This is a genomic window from Streptomyces sp. NPDC001606 (genome assembly GCF_053596835.1).
Window position 1 is genome coordinate 28,911 of record NZ_JBSFHC010000006.1, and the last position, 14,888, is coordinate 43,798.

Consider the following 14,888-nt stretch of genomic DNA (forward strand, 5'->3'; position numbering starts at 1 on the left):
TCAGTCAGATTTATTGGCCCGGCCCCTTCACACCTGTGCTCCCCTTTGCTCTGATGACCGGCGGAGCGAGGACGCGCGATTCCGCAGCCGGACGGCCGGGGTCAGGAGGAGCGGTGGAGTACAACCTTGCGGACCTGTTCGAGTCGGTCGTGGACGTGGTGCCGGACCGCGAGGCGCTCGTCTACCTCGACCACCCGGGCACCGGCGCCGAGCGCCGCCTCACCTACGCCGAGCTGGACGCCGCCGCCAACCGGATCGCCCACCATCTGATCGACAGCGGCGTCCGGCCCGGCGAACACCTGGGGCTGCACCTGTACAACGGCGTCGAGTACCTCCAGACGGTGCTGGCGTGCCTGAAGGCCCGGATCGTCCCGGTCAACGTCAACTACCGCTATGTCGAAGAGGAGTTGGTGTACCTCTACCGCGATGCGGACCTGGTGGCGCTGGCCTACGACGCGGAGTTCGAGGACCGGGTCGCCGCAGCGCTGCCCCGCACGCCGAAGGTGCGGCAGCTGCTGCGGGTCGGCGCCGGGTCGCCCGCGATCGCCTCGGCGGTCCCGTTCGCCGAGGCCGAGGCGTCCGGTTCGCCCGGGCGGGGCTTCCCGGCCCGCTCCGGGGACGACCGGTTCATCATCTACACCGGCGGGACGACCGGCATGCCCAAGGGGGTGATGTGGCGTCAGGAGGACCTGTTCTTCGCCGGGCTGGGCGGCGGGGCGCCGACGGGGGAGCCGGTGCGGACGCCGCAGGAGCTGGCCGAGCGGGTCGCGGCGGGCGGTGCGGGCATCACCTTCTTCCCCACTCCCCCGCTGATGCACGGCACCTCGACGCTGACGGCGTTCATCGGCTTCCACTTCGGCCAGCGCGTCGTGCTGCACCGCAAGTTCGTGCCGGAGGAGGTGCTGCGCACGGTCGAACGGGAGCGGGTCACCAGCATGTCGCTGGTCGGCGACGCGATGCTCCGCCCGCTGATCGACGCGTTGAGCGGGCCGCTGAAGGGCACCGACTGCTCGTCCCTGTTCAGCGTCTCCTCCTCGGGCGCGATCATGTCGGAGACGGTCCGCCGGCAGTTCCGGGAACTGGTCCCGAACGCCCTGCTGCTGAACAACTTCGGGTCCTCGGAGTCCGGTTTCAACGGCACGGCGACCGAGGACTCCGGTCCCGAGCGCGGCTTCCGCATCAGGGTCAACTCCCGTACGCGGGTGGTGGATCCGGTCACGCGCGAGCCGGTCGGGGCGGGCGAGGCGGGCCGCATCGCCCAGCGCGGCCATGTCCCGCTGGGCTACTACAACGATCCCCGCAAGACCGCCGAGACGTTCTTCGAGCGGGACGGAGAGCGCTGGGTGCTGCTGGGCGACATGGCGACGGTCGACGAGGCCGGCGTGGTCACGGTCCTCGGCCGGGGCTCGCAGTGCATCAACACCGGCGGCGAGAAGGTGTACCCGGAGGAGGTCGAGCAGGCGCTCAAGGCGCATCCGGACGTGTACGACGCGCTCGTCGCCGGGGTGCCGGACGCCACCTGGGGCAACCATGTGGCGGCGGTGGTGCAGCTGCGCGAGGGGGCTCCGCGGCCGTCACTGGCCGACATCCAGAGCCACTGCCGCACCCGGCTGGCCGGCTACAAGATCCCCCGCCAGCTGGTCGTCACCGACTCCATCCGGCGCTCCCCGAGCGGCAAGGCGGACTACCGCTGGGCCCGCGAGGTGGCGGTGGCGGCGGACCGGTAGGGGCCGACACCGCCTAGGTATCGGCACACGCCCCCGGGACCGGCCCGTCGAGCGCAGTGTCCACCGTGGGGAAGACGGGGAGCAGCGCGTCGAGGCCCAGGACCCGCCACACCTGTTGGTAGTGGTCGCTGAAGGCGGCGAGACGGAGGGCGCCGGACCCGTTGTCGCACAGGCGCGACAGCGTGATGATCATGCTGACGCCCGAAGAGTCGAGATACTGCACGTCAGAGGCATCGAGTACGAGGGTGCCGCACCCTTCCTCGACCAGATCCGCGCACCGGGCGCCGATGCCCGAAGCGTTGTCGTAGTCCACCTCGGCCGGCAGCCGCACCACCGTCGCGTCCGCATGCCGTACCCGCACCCTCAGCATCGAGAACGGACTCCCATCCTGATCGTGGGCGCCCCTGCCGAACCGTCGCACCGGCACCTCTCTGTCGTCTCGTCCGGTCACACGCTTGCGCCTACCCTGGGGGCGACGCCGTCACTCTCACCCTTGCGCGCCGGGGCGCCGACCAGACCGTCGGCATGAGGGTGCCTACCCGGGCAGCTCCGTGTGCAGGCGGATCGTGGTCCCTTCGTCCGGTGTGGACCGGATCTCGACAAGATCGCAGAGCTGGTGGACGAGCCACAGCCCGCGTCCACCGACCTGCCGTGCGGCCGGCCTGGTGCGTCCGACCAGCGGGTCCTCCAGGTAGCCGGCGTCCCGGAACTCGCAGACGAGCCGTCGCTCCTCGCTCCAGGTGCGCAGCACGCCTTGGCCGCCACCGTGGCGGATGCTGTTGGTCGCCACTTCCGTCGCGGCCAGATGCAGCTCGCGCAGGCGCCGGCCGGTCAGGCCGTGCTGCTCGGCGCAGGCAGCGATCTTGTCTCGGAGGGCAGGCAGGTCGCCGCTGGTGTAGAGGAACTCGTCGTACGGGTCGCAGGGGTCGGTCAGGGCGGCGAACGCGTACGACGCCTGAGCGTCGTAGCCCTCGGACAGCGCGGTGCGGCCGTCGCTGCGGATGTAGGGATGGCAGCGTGCCATCTCGGTCAGGGCGGCCCGGTCGCGTTCGACGTCGTACGGGCACAGCAGCCACCAGGCCGGCCCCTGGGCGAACGCCTTGTTGAGCAGCCATTCGTGGTAGCGCAGTTCCTCGGCCTCAGCAGCGCTGCGGACCTGGTCCCAGGGGGCTTCGCCGATTCCCCGGACGGGCCGCCCCTCCGAGACGTGCTCCTTGATCCATTCTTGCCAGGCGGCGATGAGCCGCCCTGGATGGTGCTGCACCCGGCTGGTGTCGACGTAGCGCACGGTGTCGTTCTCACGGATCTGTGCGCGCAGCAATGACGCCTTGTCCTGCGGCACCGCCACGACGACGGCCTCGTCACCGTCGAGCGCTTCCTGGATGAACCCCAGAGCGCCCGTGACGAATTCATCGCCCCCCGAGTACGGATAGAGCTCGTGCCGGTATCCGGTACCTGCGCGGGAAGTGGACGAAGAGGAGGTCACGGCGCCATCACCACCGGTACGTCGGGAACCGCGAAGCCGGAGAGCTCCCAGGCGAGCCGCACGGTCTCGTTGGTGCCTTCCAGGATGACCTTGCGGTCCGGAAGGTACCGGGCGGCATCGGCCAGCGCGCTCATCCCGGCGGCATCGAAGAACTCCAGGGTCTGGCAGAGCAGACGCACGGTCGGCGCGTGAGCGAGGAGGGTGCACAGGATGGTGCCGAAGGCGACCGCTCCGTCACTGTCGACGGTCCCGGTCACCGTCCAGCCCTGCTGCTCGGTCCGGTACACCCGGAACGCGGGGGAGAGCGGATGGACGCCCAGGTGATGAGGATGCACACAGCTGATCTGCCGGAGAGTCGGCAGATCCCAGTCGGCACCGCTGTAGGCGCAGACCACCATGGCTCCGGTGTCGGCGGCGAACTCCTCCAGATCGAGCTCGCTGCGCAGCCACTCCCCGTCCCGGCCCGCGCGGGCGCCGGGGCTGACGTGGTGCAGCACGCGCAGGGAGCGGAACCCCTCCCGGTCGGCGGCGGCCGCCTCCCGACGCACCGCGGCGAGAAGTGAGCCCTGCAACCGGGCAGGGTCCAGTACCAGCGGTGCGAACTCGCTCTCCGCCTTCGAGGCCGGGCCGACGATCACCACCTTGTCGCCGTGCAACGCACCGTCCGCGACGAAAGCCCGGCTGCGGTCGATGACGTCATCGGTACGGTCCCACAGGTGGCAGACGTGATCGCCGGTGTCGACCTCGTCCAGGGTTGGCAGTACGCGCGGCGCTCTCACTACTTCTCCCTCGCTCCCTCCTCACCCTACTGCTTCGGCCCTTTCCCCTGCTGTGGAGGTATCTCGCCCGGCTGACACGCATGCGCGAGGATGTGACGGCCGGCAGAGTCCCCGGCTATACCGAGGGGGCGGTGGCCGGATCGGGATGATGCGGCTCGGTGTGCGTCGGCTCCGGAAGAGCGAAGAGCTCCCGGGCTCCGACAAGCCTCAGAAGCTCACCGAGGAGCCGGACGTGGATCCGGCCCTGGCACGGCGTGAACGAGGCACCCGCCGCCCCCGTCGCGGGAAGTTCCGCGACATCCGGTCTTCCCCGCTGTCGCACACAGGAGATGGCGGACCCTCTGACGAACTGGGCCCGATGGACGCGGCAACACCTATGCGCTCGATCCCGGCAAGACCTTGCGGCATCCGGCGGAAGCGGACGCAGGTCTGACGGTGGCCTCGCTGCTGGCGATGCCCGTCCAGGACGAGGCGAACCGATCCGGTCTGCCCGACACAGCCCACGTGACCGCCTGACGGTCAGTCCTCGGCGAGGAAGGCCCCGATGCGGTTCCGGAACCAGTCGGGGTCGTCCAGCCAGGGGTAGTGGCCGGCGCCGGGCTGGACGGCGCACTCGGCGGCCGGGAACGCCTCGGCGGCACGGCGGGCGAGACCGGGGCGCGGACCGCCGTCCAGTTCCCCGGCGAGGACCAGGACCGGAGCGGTCAGCCCGGCCAGCGCCGCACGGGTGGCGTCCGGGGTGAAGGCGCCCTCGGCGAAGTAGCCGTCGGCCGCCTCCTCGTTGGTCTGCTCGGGCTCGGCGTCCCAGTGGGCGCGGGCGGTGTCGTCCCAGCGGCCGTGGAAGAACGGCAGGAACACGTCGTCGAAGCCGGCCTCCCCGGCGAGCCAGGCCCGGTAGGCGGGGAACGCCTCGGCGAACCACGGCTCCCCGGTGCGCAGCCGGGCCGCGGCCAGCCGGTCCTGCGGGGTGGTGCGCAGTCCGAGGGCGGACGGGTTGGGGGTGATCAGCAGCAGCCGTCGTATCCGGTGCGGGTACCGGGCCGCGTAGAGCATCGCCAGGGCGGCGCCCGCCGAATGGGCGAGCAGATCCATATGGTCCAGCCCCATGTGGGCGCGCCATATGTCGACGTCCTCCACCATCCGGTCGCAGCGGTACGTCCCCGGGTCCGCCGGCGCCGCCGAGCCACCGGTGCCGCGCAGGTCCAGCAGCGCCAGTCGCCGGTGCGCGGTCAGCCCGCCGAGGTCACCGAGGTAGGCGGAGGCCCGCATCGGGCCGCCGGGCAGCACGGCGAGGGGCGCGCCGCTGCCCCGCAGGTGGTAGGCGAGCCGGGTGCCGTCGGCCGCGGTGAAGATCGGCATGGGGCCGATCATCCCGGCCGGCCCGTCCGGCGCGCAATGTCTTTCCGGCACGGGTGGAAGGCCGCGCGGCCAACAGGGTGTTCCCAGGCGGTGTCGGGCGGCGGGCGCAGGCCGGTTCGGCCATGCTGGGCCAGGCAGCAGGCCCGTCCGAGACAAGGAGCACGGCATGTCGACAGACCCGGTCGAACGATTCCTGGCAGCCCTGGACCGGGAGCACCGGGAGGAGATCGCCGCCCGGCCGCGCCAGGAGCAGGAGCGGCTCGCGGAGGCCTGGGAACAGGAGCTGGCGTCGGACGACGAGCTGGACACCCTGGACGAACTCTCCCCGCCCGCGGCGGAGGCCGAGGCCGCCCGCCGCGTACTGGACCGCGGCACCGGCTGAGCAGCGGGTGGAGTGCCCGGTGCCGGTGCCCCGCTAGCGCGTGGGGCGGGCGGCGGGACGGGAGGTGCCGCGGACGTCAGCCCGCGAGCCGGTCCAGCTCCGCACCGATCGCCTCGCGCCAGGCCGTGTGCTGGGGACCCAGCGCGGAGCGGCTGTCACCCCACGTCTCCGGTGGATAGAGCCACACCGGCTTCCCGACCAGATGGTCCGGCTCCCAGTCGAACCGCGGCCACACGTGCGCGTGCAGAAACGGGTCCGTGTTCCCGAGGATCTCCAGGTTGACCCGCCGGAAGCCGGGGTCCAGCCGCGCGCAGGCACGCTCGACGGCCTCGCCGAGCCTGTCCATGTCGGACAGAAAGGCCAGCCGCCTGCTCCTGGGCAGTTCCGACAGCCGGCGCACCGACGGGTCGTCCGCCAGGAGCACCGAGTACCCCGGCAGGAACTGGACGTCCCCGATGACCGCGAACCCCGCGTCCAGCCTCCGGAGCACCGCGGGATTCTCACCGCGCAGCGCGCTGCCGATCCGGTCCCTCTTCCATGCGTCACTCATGATCGTCGACCCTACCGATCCCGCCCTCGGTCGGCGTCGGGATCACCGGGCCATTCCGTCCCGACCCCTTGCCTCGGACCGCGGTGGCCTGCGTTACTGGCCAGCGACAGGGCGACCGAATGATCGGTTGTCCGGTATGCGAGGATGGCAAGGGAGGCGTCCCCATGACGGATGCGGCGGATGCGACGGACCTGCGTGACGCGGGTGAGCGGCTCGGGGCAGAGGAGTTGCGGGTGCTCCAGCTGGAGCGGTTGCGCTCCTCGCTGCGGCACGCCTACGACCGTGTGCCGTTCTACCGCGACTCCTTCGACAAGGCCGGCGTCCGTCCGGAGGACTGCCGCTCGCTGGCCGACCTCGCCCGCTTCCCCTTCACCACCAAGGCCGACCTGCGCGAGAACTACCCGTACGGGATGTTCGCCGTACCCCGTGAGCGGATCCGCCGTATCCACGCCTCCAGCGGGACCACCGGCCGCCCCACGGTGGTCGGCTACACCGACAACGACCTTTCCATGTGGGCCGACATGGTGGCGCGCTCGCTGCGGGCGGCCGGCGGCCGGCCCGGTGACGTCGTCCATGTGGCGTACGGCTATGGCCTGTTCACCGGTGGGCTGGGCGCACACTACGGTGCCGAGCGCCTGGGCTGTACGGTCGTCCCGGCGTCCGGCGGTATGACAGCCCGGCAGGTGCAGCTGATCCAGGATCTGGAACCGGCCGTCATCATGGTGACCCCGTCGTACATGCTGACGCTGCTGGACGAGTTCGAGCGGCAGGGCGTGGACCCGCGCGGCACCTCGCTGCGGGTCGGGGTCTTCGGGGCCGAGCCGTGGACCGAGCAGATGCGGCGGGAGATCGAGGAGCGGTTCGCGATCGACGCGGTCGACATCTACGGGCTGTCCGAGGTGATCGGCCCCGGTGTGGCGCAGGAGTACGCGGAGACCAAGGACGGCCTGACCGTGTGGGAGGACCACTTCTACCCGGAGGTGGTCGATCCGGTCACCGGCGAGGTGCTGCCGGAGGGCGAGCGGGGCGAGCTGGTGTTCACCTCGCTGACGAAGGAGGCCATGCCGATCGTCCGCTACCGCACCCGGGATCTGACCCGGCTGCTGCCCGGCACGGCCCGGGCGTTCCGGCGGATGGAGAAGGTCACCGGCCGCAGCGACGACATGGTGATCCTGCGCGGGGTGAACCTGTTCCCCACCCAGATCGAGGAGATCGTGCTGCGCACGCCCGGGGTGGCGCCGCACTTCCAGCTCCGGCTGACCCGTGAGGGCCGGCTGGACCGGCTGACCGTGCGGGCCGAGGCCCGGCCGGACGCACCGGCGGAGGTACGGCAGGCGGCGGCCGGCGCGATCACCGCGGCCGTGAAGGACGGCATCGGGGTGTCCGTGGACGTGGAGATCGTGGACCCGGAGTCGCTGGAGCGGTCCGTCGGCAAGATCCGCCGCATCGTGGACCTGCGCCCGCGCGACCCCGCGTGACCGTCATGAGCCGCCGAAACGGTCGCGCAGCCGGCGTTTGAGGATCTTGCCGCTGGCGTTGCGGGGCAGTTCGTCGACGAACAGAACGCGTTTGGGCGCCTTGAAGGGGGTGAGCTTCTCCCGTACGTGCGCGATGAGCTGTTCCTCCGTCACCTCGCCGCGCCGCACGACCACCGCCGTGACCGCCTCGATCCACCGCTCGTCGGGCAGGCCGATCACCGCTGCCTCGGCGACGGCCTCGTGGGTGTACAGGGCGTCCTCGACCTGGCGTGAAGCGACCAGCACACCGCCGGAGTTGATGACGTCCTTCACCCGGTCGACGATGGTGAGGTAGCCCTCGCCGTCGCGCACCGCGAGGTCTCCGGAGTGGAACCAGCCGTCCCGGAAGGCCTCGGCGGTCTCCTCGGGCTTGTCCCAGTAGCCCTCGCACAGCTGCGGGGAGCGGTAGACGATCTCGCCCGGCGTGCCGTCGGGCACGTCCTCGCCCTTGTCGTCCACCACCCGGGCGTCGACGAACAGCACGGGCCGGCCGCAGGAGTCGAGCCGGCCCTCGTGCTCCTCCGGGCCGAGCACGGTGGCCAGGGGGCCGATCTCGCTCTGCCCGAAGCAGTTGTAGAAGGCGAGCCGGGGCAGCCGGGCGCGCAGCCGTTCCAGCACGGGCACCGGCATGATGGAGGCGCCGTAGTACGCCTTGCGCAGGCCGTCGAGGTCGCGGGTGGCGAAGTCGGGCCGTCCCGCCAGCCCGATCCACACCGTGGGCGGCGCGAACAGGCTGTCCACGCGGCCGGCTTCGACCAGGTCGAACAGCAGGTCCCCGTCCGGCGCCTCCAGGATGATGTTCGTCGCGCCGACCGCGAGGTAGGGCAGCAGGAACACATGCATCTGCGCCGAGTGGTACAGCGGCAGCGCGTGCGCGGGGCGGTCGCCGGCGCTCAGATCGAGGGCCGTGATGGCGCTGAGGTACTCGTGCACCAGCGCCCGGTGGGTCATCATCGCGCCCTTGGGCAGCGCGGTCGTGCCGGAGGTGTACAGCAGTTGCACCAGGTCCTCGGTGCGGGGTTCCGGACCGTCGTACGGCGGTGTGTCCGCGAGCCGGGCGAGGAGGGAGTCCTCGGTGTCGCGGAAGGGCAACGCCCGGACACCGCCCGGCAGTCGGGCGGCGAGGTCCGGGTCGGTGAGGACCAGGGTGCTGCCCGACTGGCCGATGAGGTAGGCCAGGTCGTCCCCGGTGAGGTTCTGGTTGACGGGCACATGGACCAGGCCCGCGCGGGCGCAGGCAAGGAAGCCGATCAGATAGGCGTCGGAGTTGTGGCCGTAGGCGGCGACCCGGTCGCCGGGGGCGGGGCCCTCGGCGAGCAGCAGGGCGGCGGCGCGGGAGACGGCGTCGTCCAGTTCCTCGTACGTCCAGGTCCGCTCGCGGTACTCCAGCGCGACGCGCGCCGGGGTGCGGCGGGCGCTGCGCCGCAGCACCCCGTCGACCGTGCTGCCGTGTCCCTGCCTCATGACAGCCGATCCTGCGGCCGTCGGACCGGCCGGTCAAGCACCCCGGCGGACCGCTCTCGCTCCGGTCTGCGTCAGACCTGGCGGGCGCGTCCCTCCCAGTAGGGGGCGCGCAGCCGCCGCTTGTACAGCTTGCCGTTGGGGTCGCGGGGCAGTTCGGCGACGAAGTCGACGCTGCGCGGCCGCTTGTAGCCGGCGAGCCGCTCGGCGCAGTGGTCGAGCAGGGCGGCGGCCAGGCCGGGGCCGGGGGTGTGGCCGGGGGCCGGTTCGACCACGGCCTTGACCTCCTCTCCCCAGTCGTCGTGCGGGATGCCGAAGGCGGCCGCGTCGGCGACCGCCGGGTGGGAGAGGAGGACGGACTCGATCTCGGCCGGGTAGATGTTCACCCCACCGGAGATGATCATGTCGATCTTGCGGTCGCGGAGGAAGAGGTAGCCGTCCTCGTCCAGATAGCCGAGGTCGCCGACGGTGAAGAAGTCGCCGATGCGGTTGTTGCGGGTCTTGGTCCGGTCCTTGTGATAGGAGAAACCGCCGGTGGTCATCTTCATGTAGACGGTGCCGAGCCGGCCGGGCAGAAGCCGGTTGCCGTCGTCGTCGAAGACCGCGAGTTCGCTGATCGGCCAGGCCCTGCCGACCGTGCCCGGCTTCTTCAGCCAGTCCTCGGCGGTGGCGAAGGCGCCGCCGCCCTCGCTGGCCGCGTAGTACTCCTCCACACACCGCCCCCACCAGTCGATCATGGCCCGTTTCACATGGTCCGGGCAGGGCGCGGCGCCGTGGATGGCGTGGCGCAGGGAGGAGACGTCGTAGCGGGCGCGCACCTCCTCGGGGAGGGCGAGCAGCCGGTGGAACTGGGTCGGCACCATATGGGTGTGGGTGCACCGGTGGGTGTCGATGAGCCGGAGCATCTCCTCGGGCGTCCACTTGTCCATCATCACCAGGCGGTGGCCGATGTGCAGCGAGGCACCGGCGAACTGGAGGACCGCCGTGTGGTAGAGCGGCGAGCAGACCAGGTGGACGTTGCCGTCGTACGGCTTGATGCCGAAGATGCCGAGGAAGCCGCCCAGATAGGCCTCCTCGGGGGCCTTGCCGGGCAGCGGGCGGCGGATGCCGCGCGGGCGTCCCGTCGTACCGGAGGTGTAGTTCATGACCCAGCCGAGCTCCCGGCCGGAGGGTGCCGACTCCGGCTGTCCGTCCAGGAGTTGGCGGTACGGCCGGAAGCCCTCGGCCTCGCCGACCGCGTACCGGTGGCCGGCCGGGAGGCCCGCCTCGTCGGCGGCGGCGCGGGCCGCCGGGCCGTACCGCTCGTGGGCGATGAGCACCTTGGCGCCCGAGTCGGCGACGATCCAGGCGATCTCGGGGCCGGTCAGGTGGTGGTTGACGGGGACGAGGTAGAGGCCGGCCTGGGTGGCGGCGAGATAGGCGGTGAGGAACTCGGCGCCGTTGGGCAGGACGACGGCGAACGCGTCGCCGCGCTCCAGTCCGGCCGCGCGCAGTCCGTGGACGAGCCGGTTGGCGGCGGAGTGCAGCCGGCCGGCGGTCCACTCCTGCCCGTCGGGGGCGACGAGGACGGTGCGGCCGGGGTTTTGGGCGGCCTGGGCCCAGAAACCGGCGGGGGGCGTGGTCATGGCCGTCAGCTCCTTCCGGCGATGCGGTTGATGCGGTCCACGGCCCGTTCGAAGCCGCGGGTGAGGTCGTCCATGACGGCCTGGACGCTGCGTTCGCCGGTCATCCGGCCGACGATCTGCCCGACGGGTGTGCCGAGCAGCGGCTCGACCTCGTGCTTCTGGATGCGGGAGAGCGCCTCGGCCACCAGGAGGCCCTGGAGCGGCATGGGCAGGGTGCCGGGGCCGGCCGGGTCGTCCCAGGCATCGGTCCACGCGGTGCGCAGCTGGCGCGCGGGCTTGCCGGTCAGCGCGCGGGAGCGGACGGTGTCCCCGGAGCCGGCGGCGAGCAGCTTGCGGGTCAGCGCGGGCGAGTGGAGGTCCGCTTCTGTGGTGGTCAGCCATATGGAGCCCAGCCACACACCTTGGGCGCCGAGGCTGAGGGCGGCGGCCACCTGCGGGCCGCTGCCGATGCCCCCGGCGGCCAGGACGGGCAGCGGGTCGACGGCGTCCACGATCTCGGGGGTGAGCACCATGGTGGCGATCTCCCCGGTGTGGCCGCCGGCCTCGTAGCCCTGGGCGACGACGATGTCGATGCCCGCCTCCTGGTGCTTGCGGGCGTGCCGGGCGCTGCCCGCGAGCGCGGCGACCAGGATGTCCCGGTCGTGGGCGCGGGCGACGACATCGGCGGGCGGGGAGCCGAGGGCGTTGGCGAGCAGCCTGATCGGATAGTCGAAGGCGACGTCGAGCTGGCTGCGGGCGACCTGTTCCATCCAGCCGGTGATACGCCAGCCGGACGCCTCGCCCTCGGCCAGTTCGGGGACGCCGTGCCGGGCGAGGGTGTCGCGCACGAACTGCCGGTGCCGCTCCGGGATCATCGCCTCGACGTCGGCCTCGGTGACGCCTTCGACCTTCTTGGCCGGCATGACCACGTCCAGGCCGTAGGGCCGGCCCCCGGCGTGTGCGTCGAGCCAGTCGAGATCGCGTTTGAGGTCGCCGGGGGCGGTGTAGCGGACCGCGCCGAGCACTCCGAAGCCGCCGGCCCGGCTGATGGCCGCGGCGACGGCGGGGAACGGCGTGAAGCCGAAGACGGCGTGCTCGACTCCCAGTTTCTTGCTCAGCTCCGTCTGCATGGGCGCAGGATGCCGCAGCCGTCCGGACGACGGAAGGCTTTTTCTGACGTACCGTCAGTTTCTTTGGTCCGGACGGTGCGGCGGGCGCCGTCGCGTCACACGGCCGCCTCCAGTACCGCCATCGCCGCGTTGTGCCCCGGCACTCCGCTCACCCCTCCCCCGCGCACCGCGCCCGCGCCGCACAGCAGCACGTTGGCGTGGCGGGTCTCCACGCCCCAACGGCCGGTGCCTTCCTGGGCGTACGGCCAGGACAGGGCGCGGTGGAAGATGTTGCCGCCGGGCAGCCCGAGGTCCCGTTCCAGGTCGAGCGGGGTCTTCGCCTCGATGCAGGGGCGGCCGTCGGCGTCGGTGGCCAGGCAGTCGGCGAGCGGTTCGGCGAGATGGGCGTCGAGCTGGGCGAGGGTGGACTTCAGCAGGGCCTCGCGCGCGGCGTCGTTGTCCCGGTCGAAGAGCCGGGCCGGGGTGTGCAGGCCGAACAGGGTGAGCGTCTGGTAGCCGCGGGCGGCGAGGTCGGGGCCGAGGATGGTGGGGTCGGTCAGGGAGTGGCAGTAGATCTCCGAGGGTGGTGCGGCGGGCAGTTCACCGGCGGCGGCCTGGGCGTGGGCGGTGGCGAGCTGCCGGTAGCCCTCGGCGATGTGGAAGGTGCCGGCGAAGGCCTCCCGGGGGTCGGCGGCGGGGTCGCGGAGCGCGGGCAGCCGTCTCAGGAGCATGTTGACCTTGAGCTGGGCGCCCTCGGCGGGCTCCGGCGCCGGGTCCCCGGTGAGTGCGGCCAGGGCCTGCGGGGAGGCGCCCACCAGGACGTGCCGGGCGGCGGCGACGCCCTCGCCGTCGGCAGTCCGATAGGTGACCTCGGCGCGCTGTCCGTCGGTGTCGATCCGTACGGCCTCGTGTCCGGTGGCGATGACCGCACCGGCCGTACGGGCGGCCGCGGCCAGCGCGTCGGTGAGCGCGCCCATGCCGCCGACGGGCACGTCCCAGGCGCCGGTTCCGCCGCCGATGACGTGATAGAGGAAGCAGCGGTTCTGGGCGAGGGAGGGGTCGTGGGCGTCGGCGAAGGTGCCGATGAGGGCGTCGGTGAGCACCACCCCGCGGACCAGGTCGTCCTCGAAGCGCTCCTCGACGGTGACGCCGATCGGCTCCTCGAACAGGGCCCGCCAGGCGGCCTCGTCGTCGATGCGGCGGCGCAGCTCGTCGCGGGTGGGCAGGGGCTCGGTGAGGGTGGGGAAGACCCGCTGGGCGACGTGGCCGGTCATGCCGTAGAAGCGCTGCCATGCGGCGTACTCGCGCTCGCCGCCGGTGAGCCGGGCGAAGGCCTCCCGGGTGCGCCGCTCGCCGCCGCCGACGAGCAGACCGGTGGGCCGTCCGTCGCGTACCGCCGGGGTGTACGACGAGATGGTGCGGGCGCGGACCCGGAAGTCCAGCCCGAGATCCCGCACGATCTTCCGGGGCAGCAGGCTGACCAGGTAGGAGTAGCGCGACAGGCGGGCGTCGACGCCGGCGAACGGGCGGGTGGAGACGGCGGCGCCGCCGGTGTGGTCCAGGCGTTCCAGGACCAGCACGGAGCGGCCGGCGCGGGCCAGGTAGGCGGCGGCGACCAGGCCGTTGTGGCCACCGCCGACGATGACGGTGTCGTAGGCGCGGGTTCCCTCGTGGGCAGGCATGGTCCTTCGTAACACGTGGTGATCGACCGGGGCCAGAAGCGTGCATCCCCCTGTCCCGGTGGCGGGTCAAAGTGCGCCGTGTGCCGGGGGCCGGCGCGGCACCGCCATCCTCCGGCACACCGCGACCGCCTTCGCGCCGCGCCCGAGAGGTTCCAGGCAGTACGCCTCGGCGCCGCGGGCGGCGAGGGTGTCGGGATGGCCCATGACGAGGTAGGGCATCCCCTCCAACTCGCCGAAGTCGTGCACCACGGTCACCCCGCGGTGGGAGAGTCCCGCCGCCACCCGGGCCTCCCTGCGGAACCGCTCCCGTTACACCCCGGCGAGGGACGCTCGCCGTCCGCTCCGCCCCGCCCACGGTCTATCGTCCGGCTTTGTACGGTGCGGGGCGGGCCTGCGGGCCGAGCCGCTCCATGGCCCGCAGGATGTGTTTGGGCGGGAGCTGCCAGCGCAGATGTGCGGGAATGCGGCGCAGCAGGGTCCCGGTGGTGCGCAGCCGGCGGGTGACGACGGCCGGCGCGGGGGCCGGTCTGCCGTACAGCTCATGGGCGTACGGCGGCAGAGCGGCGTACGCCAGCTGCGCCACGCGCCGCCACAGGACCTCGCGCGCCGGTATGAGGAGGGGGTGCGTCGGCGGGTGGAGCAGGAAGTCGTCCACCGCCCGGGCCTCGGGTCCCGCGGCCAGTTCCGGGCGGGCTTTCTCGAAGTAGGCGGCCAGTTCCGCCCGGCTCGCCGGTACGGTCCGCGGGTCGAGCCCCACCAGGCGGGCGCTGACGCGGTGTTCGGCGATGTACCGGTCCGCCTGGGTGTCGGTGAGCGGGTAGCCGGAGCGGCGCAGCACGTGCAGATAGGAGTCGATCTCCGCGCAGTGCACCCACAGCAGTAGGGCGGGTTCGTCGACGCCGTACCGCTCGCCGGTGTCCGGGTCGGTCGCGCTCAGCATGCTGTGGATCTTCCGGACGCGGGCGCCGGCGCGCTCGGCGGCCTCGGTCGTGCCGTAGGTGGTCGTGCCGACGAAGTCGGCGGTGCGCATCAGCCGGCCCCAGGCGTCGCGGCGGAAGTCGGAGTTCTGGAAGACGCCCCGGACGGCGCGCGGGTGCAGGGCCTGGAGGTAGAGCGCGCGGACGCCGGCGACCCACATCATCGGGTCGCCGTGCATCTGCCAGGTCACGGAGCGCGGTGTGAACAGCCCGGGGTCGCCCATGCCCGCGTCCTCCCCAGGGCGCCGCGGGATC

General features: G+C 72.3%; 14 protein-coding genes. 3 read left to right on the top strand and 11 right to left on the bottom strand.

Going from position 1 to position 14,888, the window contains the following annotated elements; all coding sequences use genetic code 11:
* Nucleotides 1-113 precede the first annotated feature (113 nt).
* On the top strand, nucleotides 114-1,727 hold the full coding sequence (locus ACWCV9_RS13465) for an acyl-CoA synthetase (RefSeq protein WP_450786303.1): 1,614 nt from the start codon (nucleotides 114-116) through the stop codon (nucleotides 1,725-1,727).
* A 13-nt stretch (nucleotides 1,728-1,740) separates the two neighbouring features.
* Here the strand turns inward: ACWCV9_RS13465 and ACWCV9_RS13470 are convergent, their stop codons facing one another.
* From ACWCV9_RS13470 to ACWCV9_RS13485, 4 genes are all read right to left on the bottom strand, one after another.
* Nucleotides 1,741-2,097 (bottom strand): STAS domain-containing protein, encoded by a 357-nt coding sequence (locus tag ACWCV9_RS13470; RefSeq protein WP_450786305.1) that lies wholly within the window; start codon nucleotides 2,095-2,097, stop codon nucleotides 1,741-1,743.
* Between the two features lie 165 nt (nucleotides 2,098-2,262).
* Nucleotides 2,263-3,213, bottom strand: a complete 951-nt coding sequence (locus ACWCV9_RS13475; RefSeq protein ID WP_450786307.1) for an anti-sigma factor RsbA family regulatory protein — start codon at nucleotides 3,211-3,213, stop codon at nucleotides 2,263-2,265.
* On the bottom strand, nucleotides 3,210-3,992 hold the full coding sequence (locus ACWCV9_RS13480; protein ID WP_450786309.1) for an MEDS domain-containing protein: 783 nt from the start codon (nucleotides 3,990-3,992) through the stop codon (nucleotides 3,210-3,212). The genes ACWCV9_RS13475 and ACWCV9_RS13480 overlap by 4 nt, the downstream gene beginning before the upstream one ends.
* 519 nt (nucleotides 3,993-4,511) lie before the next feature.
* The gene (locus tag ACWCV9_RS13485; protein ID WP_450786310.1) at nucleotides 4,512-5,351 is read right to left on the bottom strand and encodes an alpha/beta fold hydrolase; all 840 of its coding nucleotides are present in this window, start codon (nucleotides 5,349-5,351) and stop codon (nucleotides 4,512-4,514) included.
* Nucleotides 5,352-5,517: 166 nt separating this feature from the next.
* On the opposite strand from ACWCV9_RS13485, the gene ACWCV9_RS13490 reads away from it, so the two are divergent.
* On the top strand, nucleotides 5,518-5,733 hold the full coding sequence (locus tag ACWCV9_RS13490) for a hypothetical protein (protein WP_385841145.1): 216 nt from the start codon (nucleotides 5,518-5,520) through the stop codon (nucleotides 5,731-5,733).
* A 76-nt stretch (nucleotides 5,734-5,809) separates the two neighbouring features.
* Here the strand turns inward: ACWCV9_RS13490 and ACWCV9_RS13495 are convergent, their stop codons facing one another.
* Nucleotides 5,810-6,283: an HIT family protein gene (locus ACWCV9_RS13495; RefSeq protein ID WP_450786312.1), complete on the bottom strand. Its 474-nt coding sequence runs from the start codon at nucleotides 6,281-6,283 to the stop codon at nucleotides 5,810-5,812.
* A gap of 164 nt (nucleotides 6,284-6,447) precedes the next feature.
* Here ACWCV9_RS13495 and paaK point away from each other — a divergent pair, with 164 nt between their 5' ends.
* Nucleotides 6,448-7,761 (top strand): phenylacetate--CoA ligase PaaK, encoded by a 1,314-nt coding sequence (gene paaK, locus ACWCV9_RS13500; protein ID WP_450786314.1) that lies wholly within the window; start codon nucleotides 6,448-6,450, stop codon nucleotides 7,759-7,761.
* Nucleotides 7,762-7,764: 3 nt separating this feature from the next.
* On the opposite strand, the gene ACWCV9_RS13505 is transcribed toward paaK, so the two are convergent.
* The 6 genes from ACWCV9_RS13505 to ACWCV9_RS13530 all read right to left on the bottom strand — a co-directional run bounded on the left by ACWCV9_RS13505 (nucleotide 7,765) and on the right by ACWCV9_RS13530 (nucleotide 14,857).
* A complete protein-coding gene (locus tag ACWCV9_RS13505) occupies nucleotides 7,765-9,264 on the bottom strand; it encodes an acyl-CoA synthetase (protein WP_450786315.1) in 1,500 nt (499 codons plus the stop codon).
* 71 nt (nucleotides 9,265-9,335) lie between these two features.
* Nucleotides 9,336-10,886: an acyl-CoA synthetase gene (locus ACWCV9_RS13510; protein WP_450786316.1), complete on the bottom strand. Its 1,551-nt coding sequence runs from the start codon at nucleotides 10,884-10,886 to the stop codon at nucleotides 9,336-9,338.
* A gap of 5 nt (nucleotides 10,887-10,891) precedes the next feature.
* The gene (locus ACWCV9_RS13515) at nucleotides 10,892-11,995 is read right to left on the bottom strand and encodes an NAD(P)H-dependent flavin oxidoreductase (protein WP_450786317.1); all 1,104 of its coding nucleotides are present in this window, start codon (nucleotides 11,993-11,995) and stop codon (nucleotides 10,892-10,894) included.
* Nucleotides 11,996-12,090: 95 nt separating this feature from the next.
* Nucleotides 12,091-13,656, bottom strand: coding sequence for a phytoene desaturase family protein (locus ACWCV9_RS13520; RefSeq protein ID WP_450786319.1), 1,566 nt, complete (start codon nucleotides 13,654-13,656; stop codon nucleotides 12,091-12,093).
* 66 nt (nucleotides 13,657-13,722) lie between these two features.
* Nucleotides 13,723-13,938 carry a hypothetical protein gene (locus ACWCV9_RS13525; RefSeq protein ID WP_450786321.1) on the bottom strand — a complete coding sequence of 72 codons (216 nt, stop codon included), beginning with the start codon at nucleotides 13,936-13,938 and terminating at the stop codon, nucleotides 13,723-13,725.
* Nucleotides 13,939-14,014: 76 nt separating this feature from the next.
* Complete coding sequence (locus ACWCV9_RS13530; protein WP_450786322.1) at nucleotides 14,015-14,857, bottom strand: oxygenase MpaB family protein; 843 nt, start codon at nucleotides 14,855-14,857, stop codon at nucleotides 14,015-14,017.
* Between the last annotated feature and the right edge of the window lie 31 nt (nucleotides 14,858-14,888).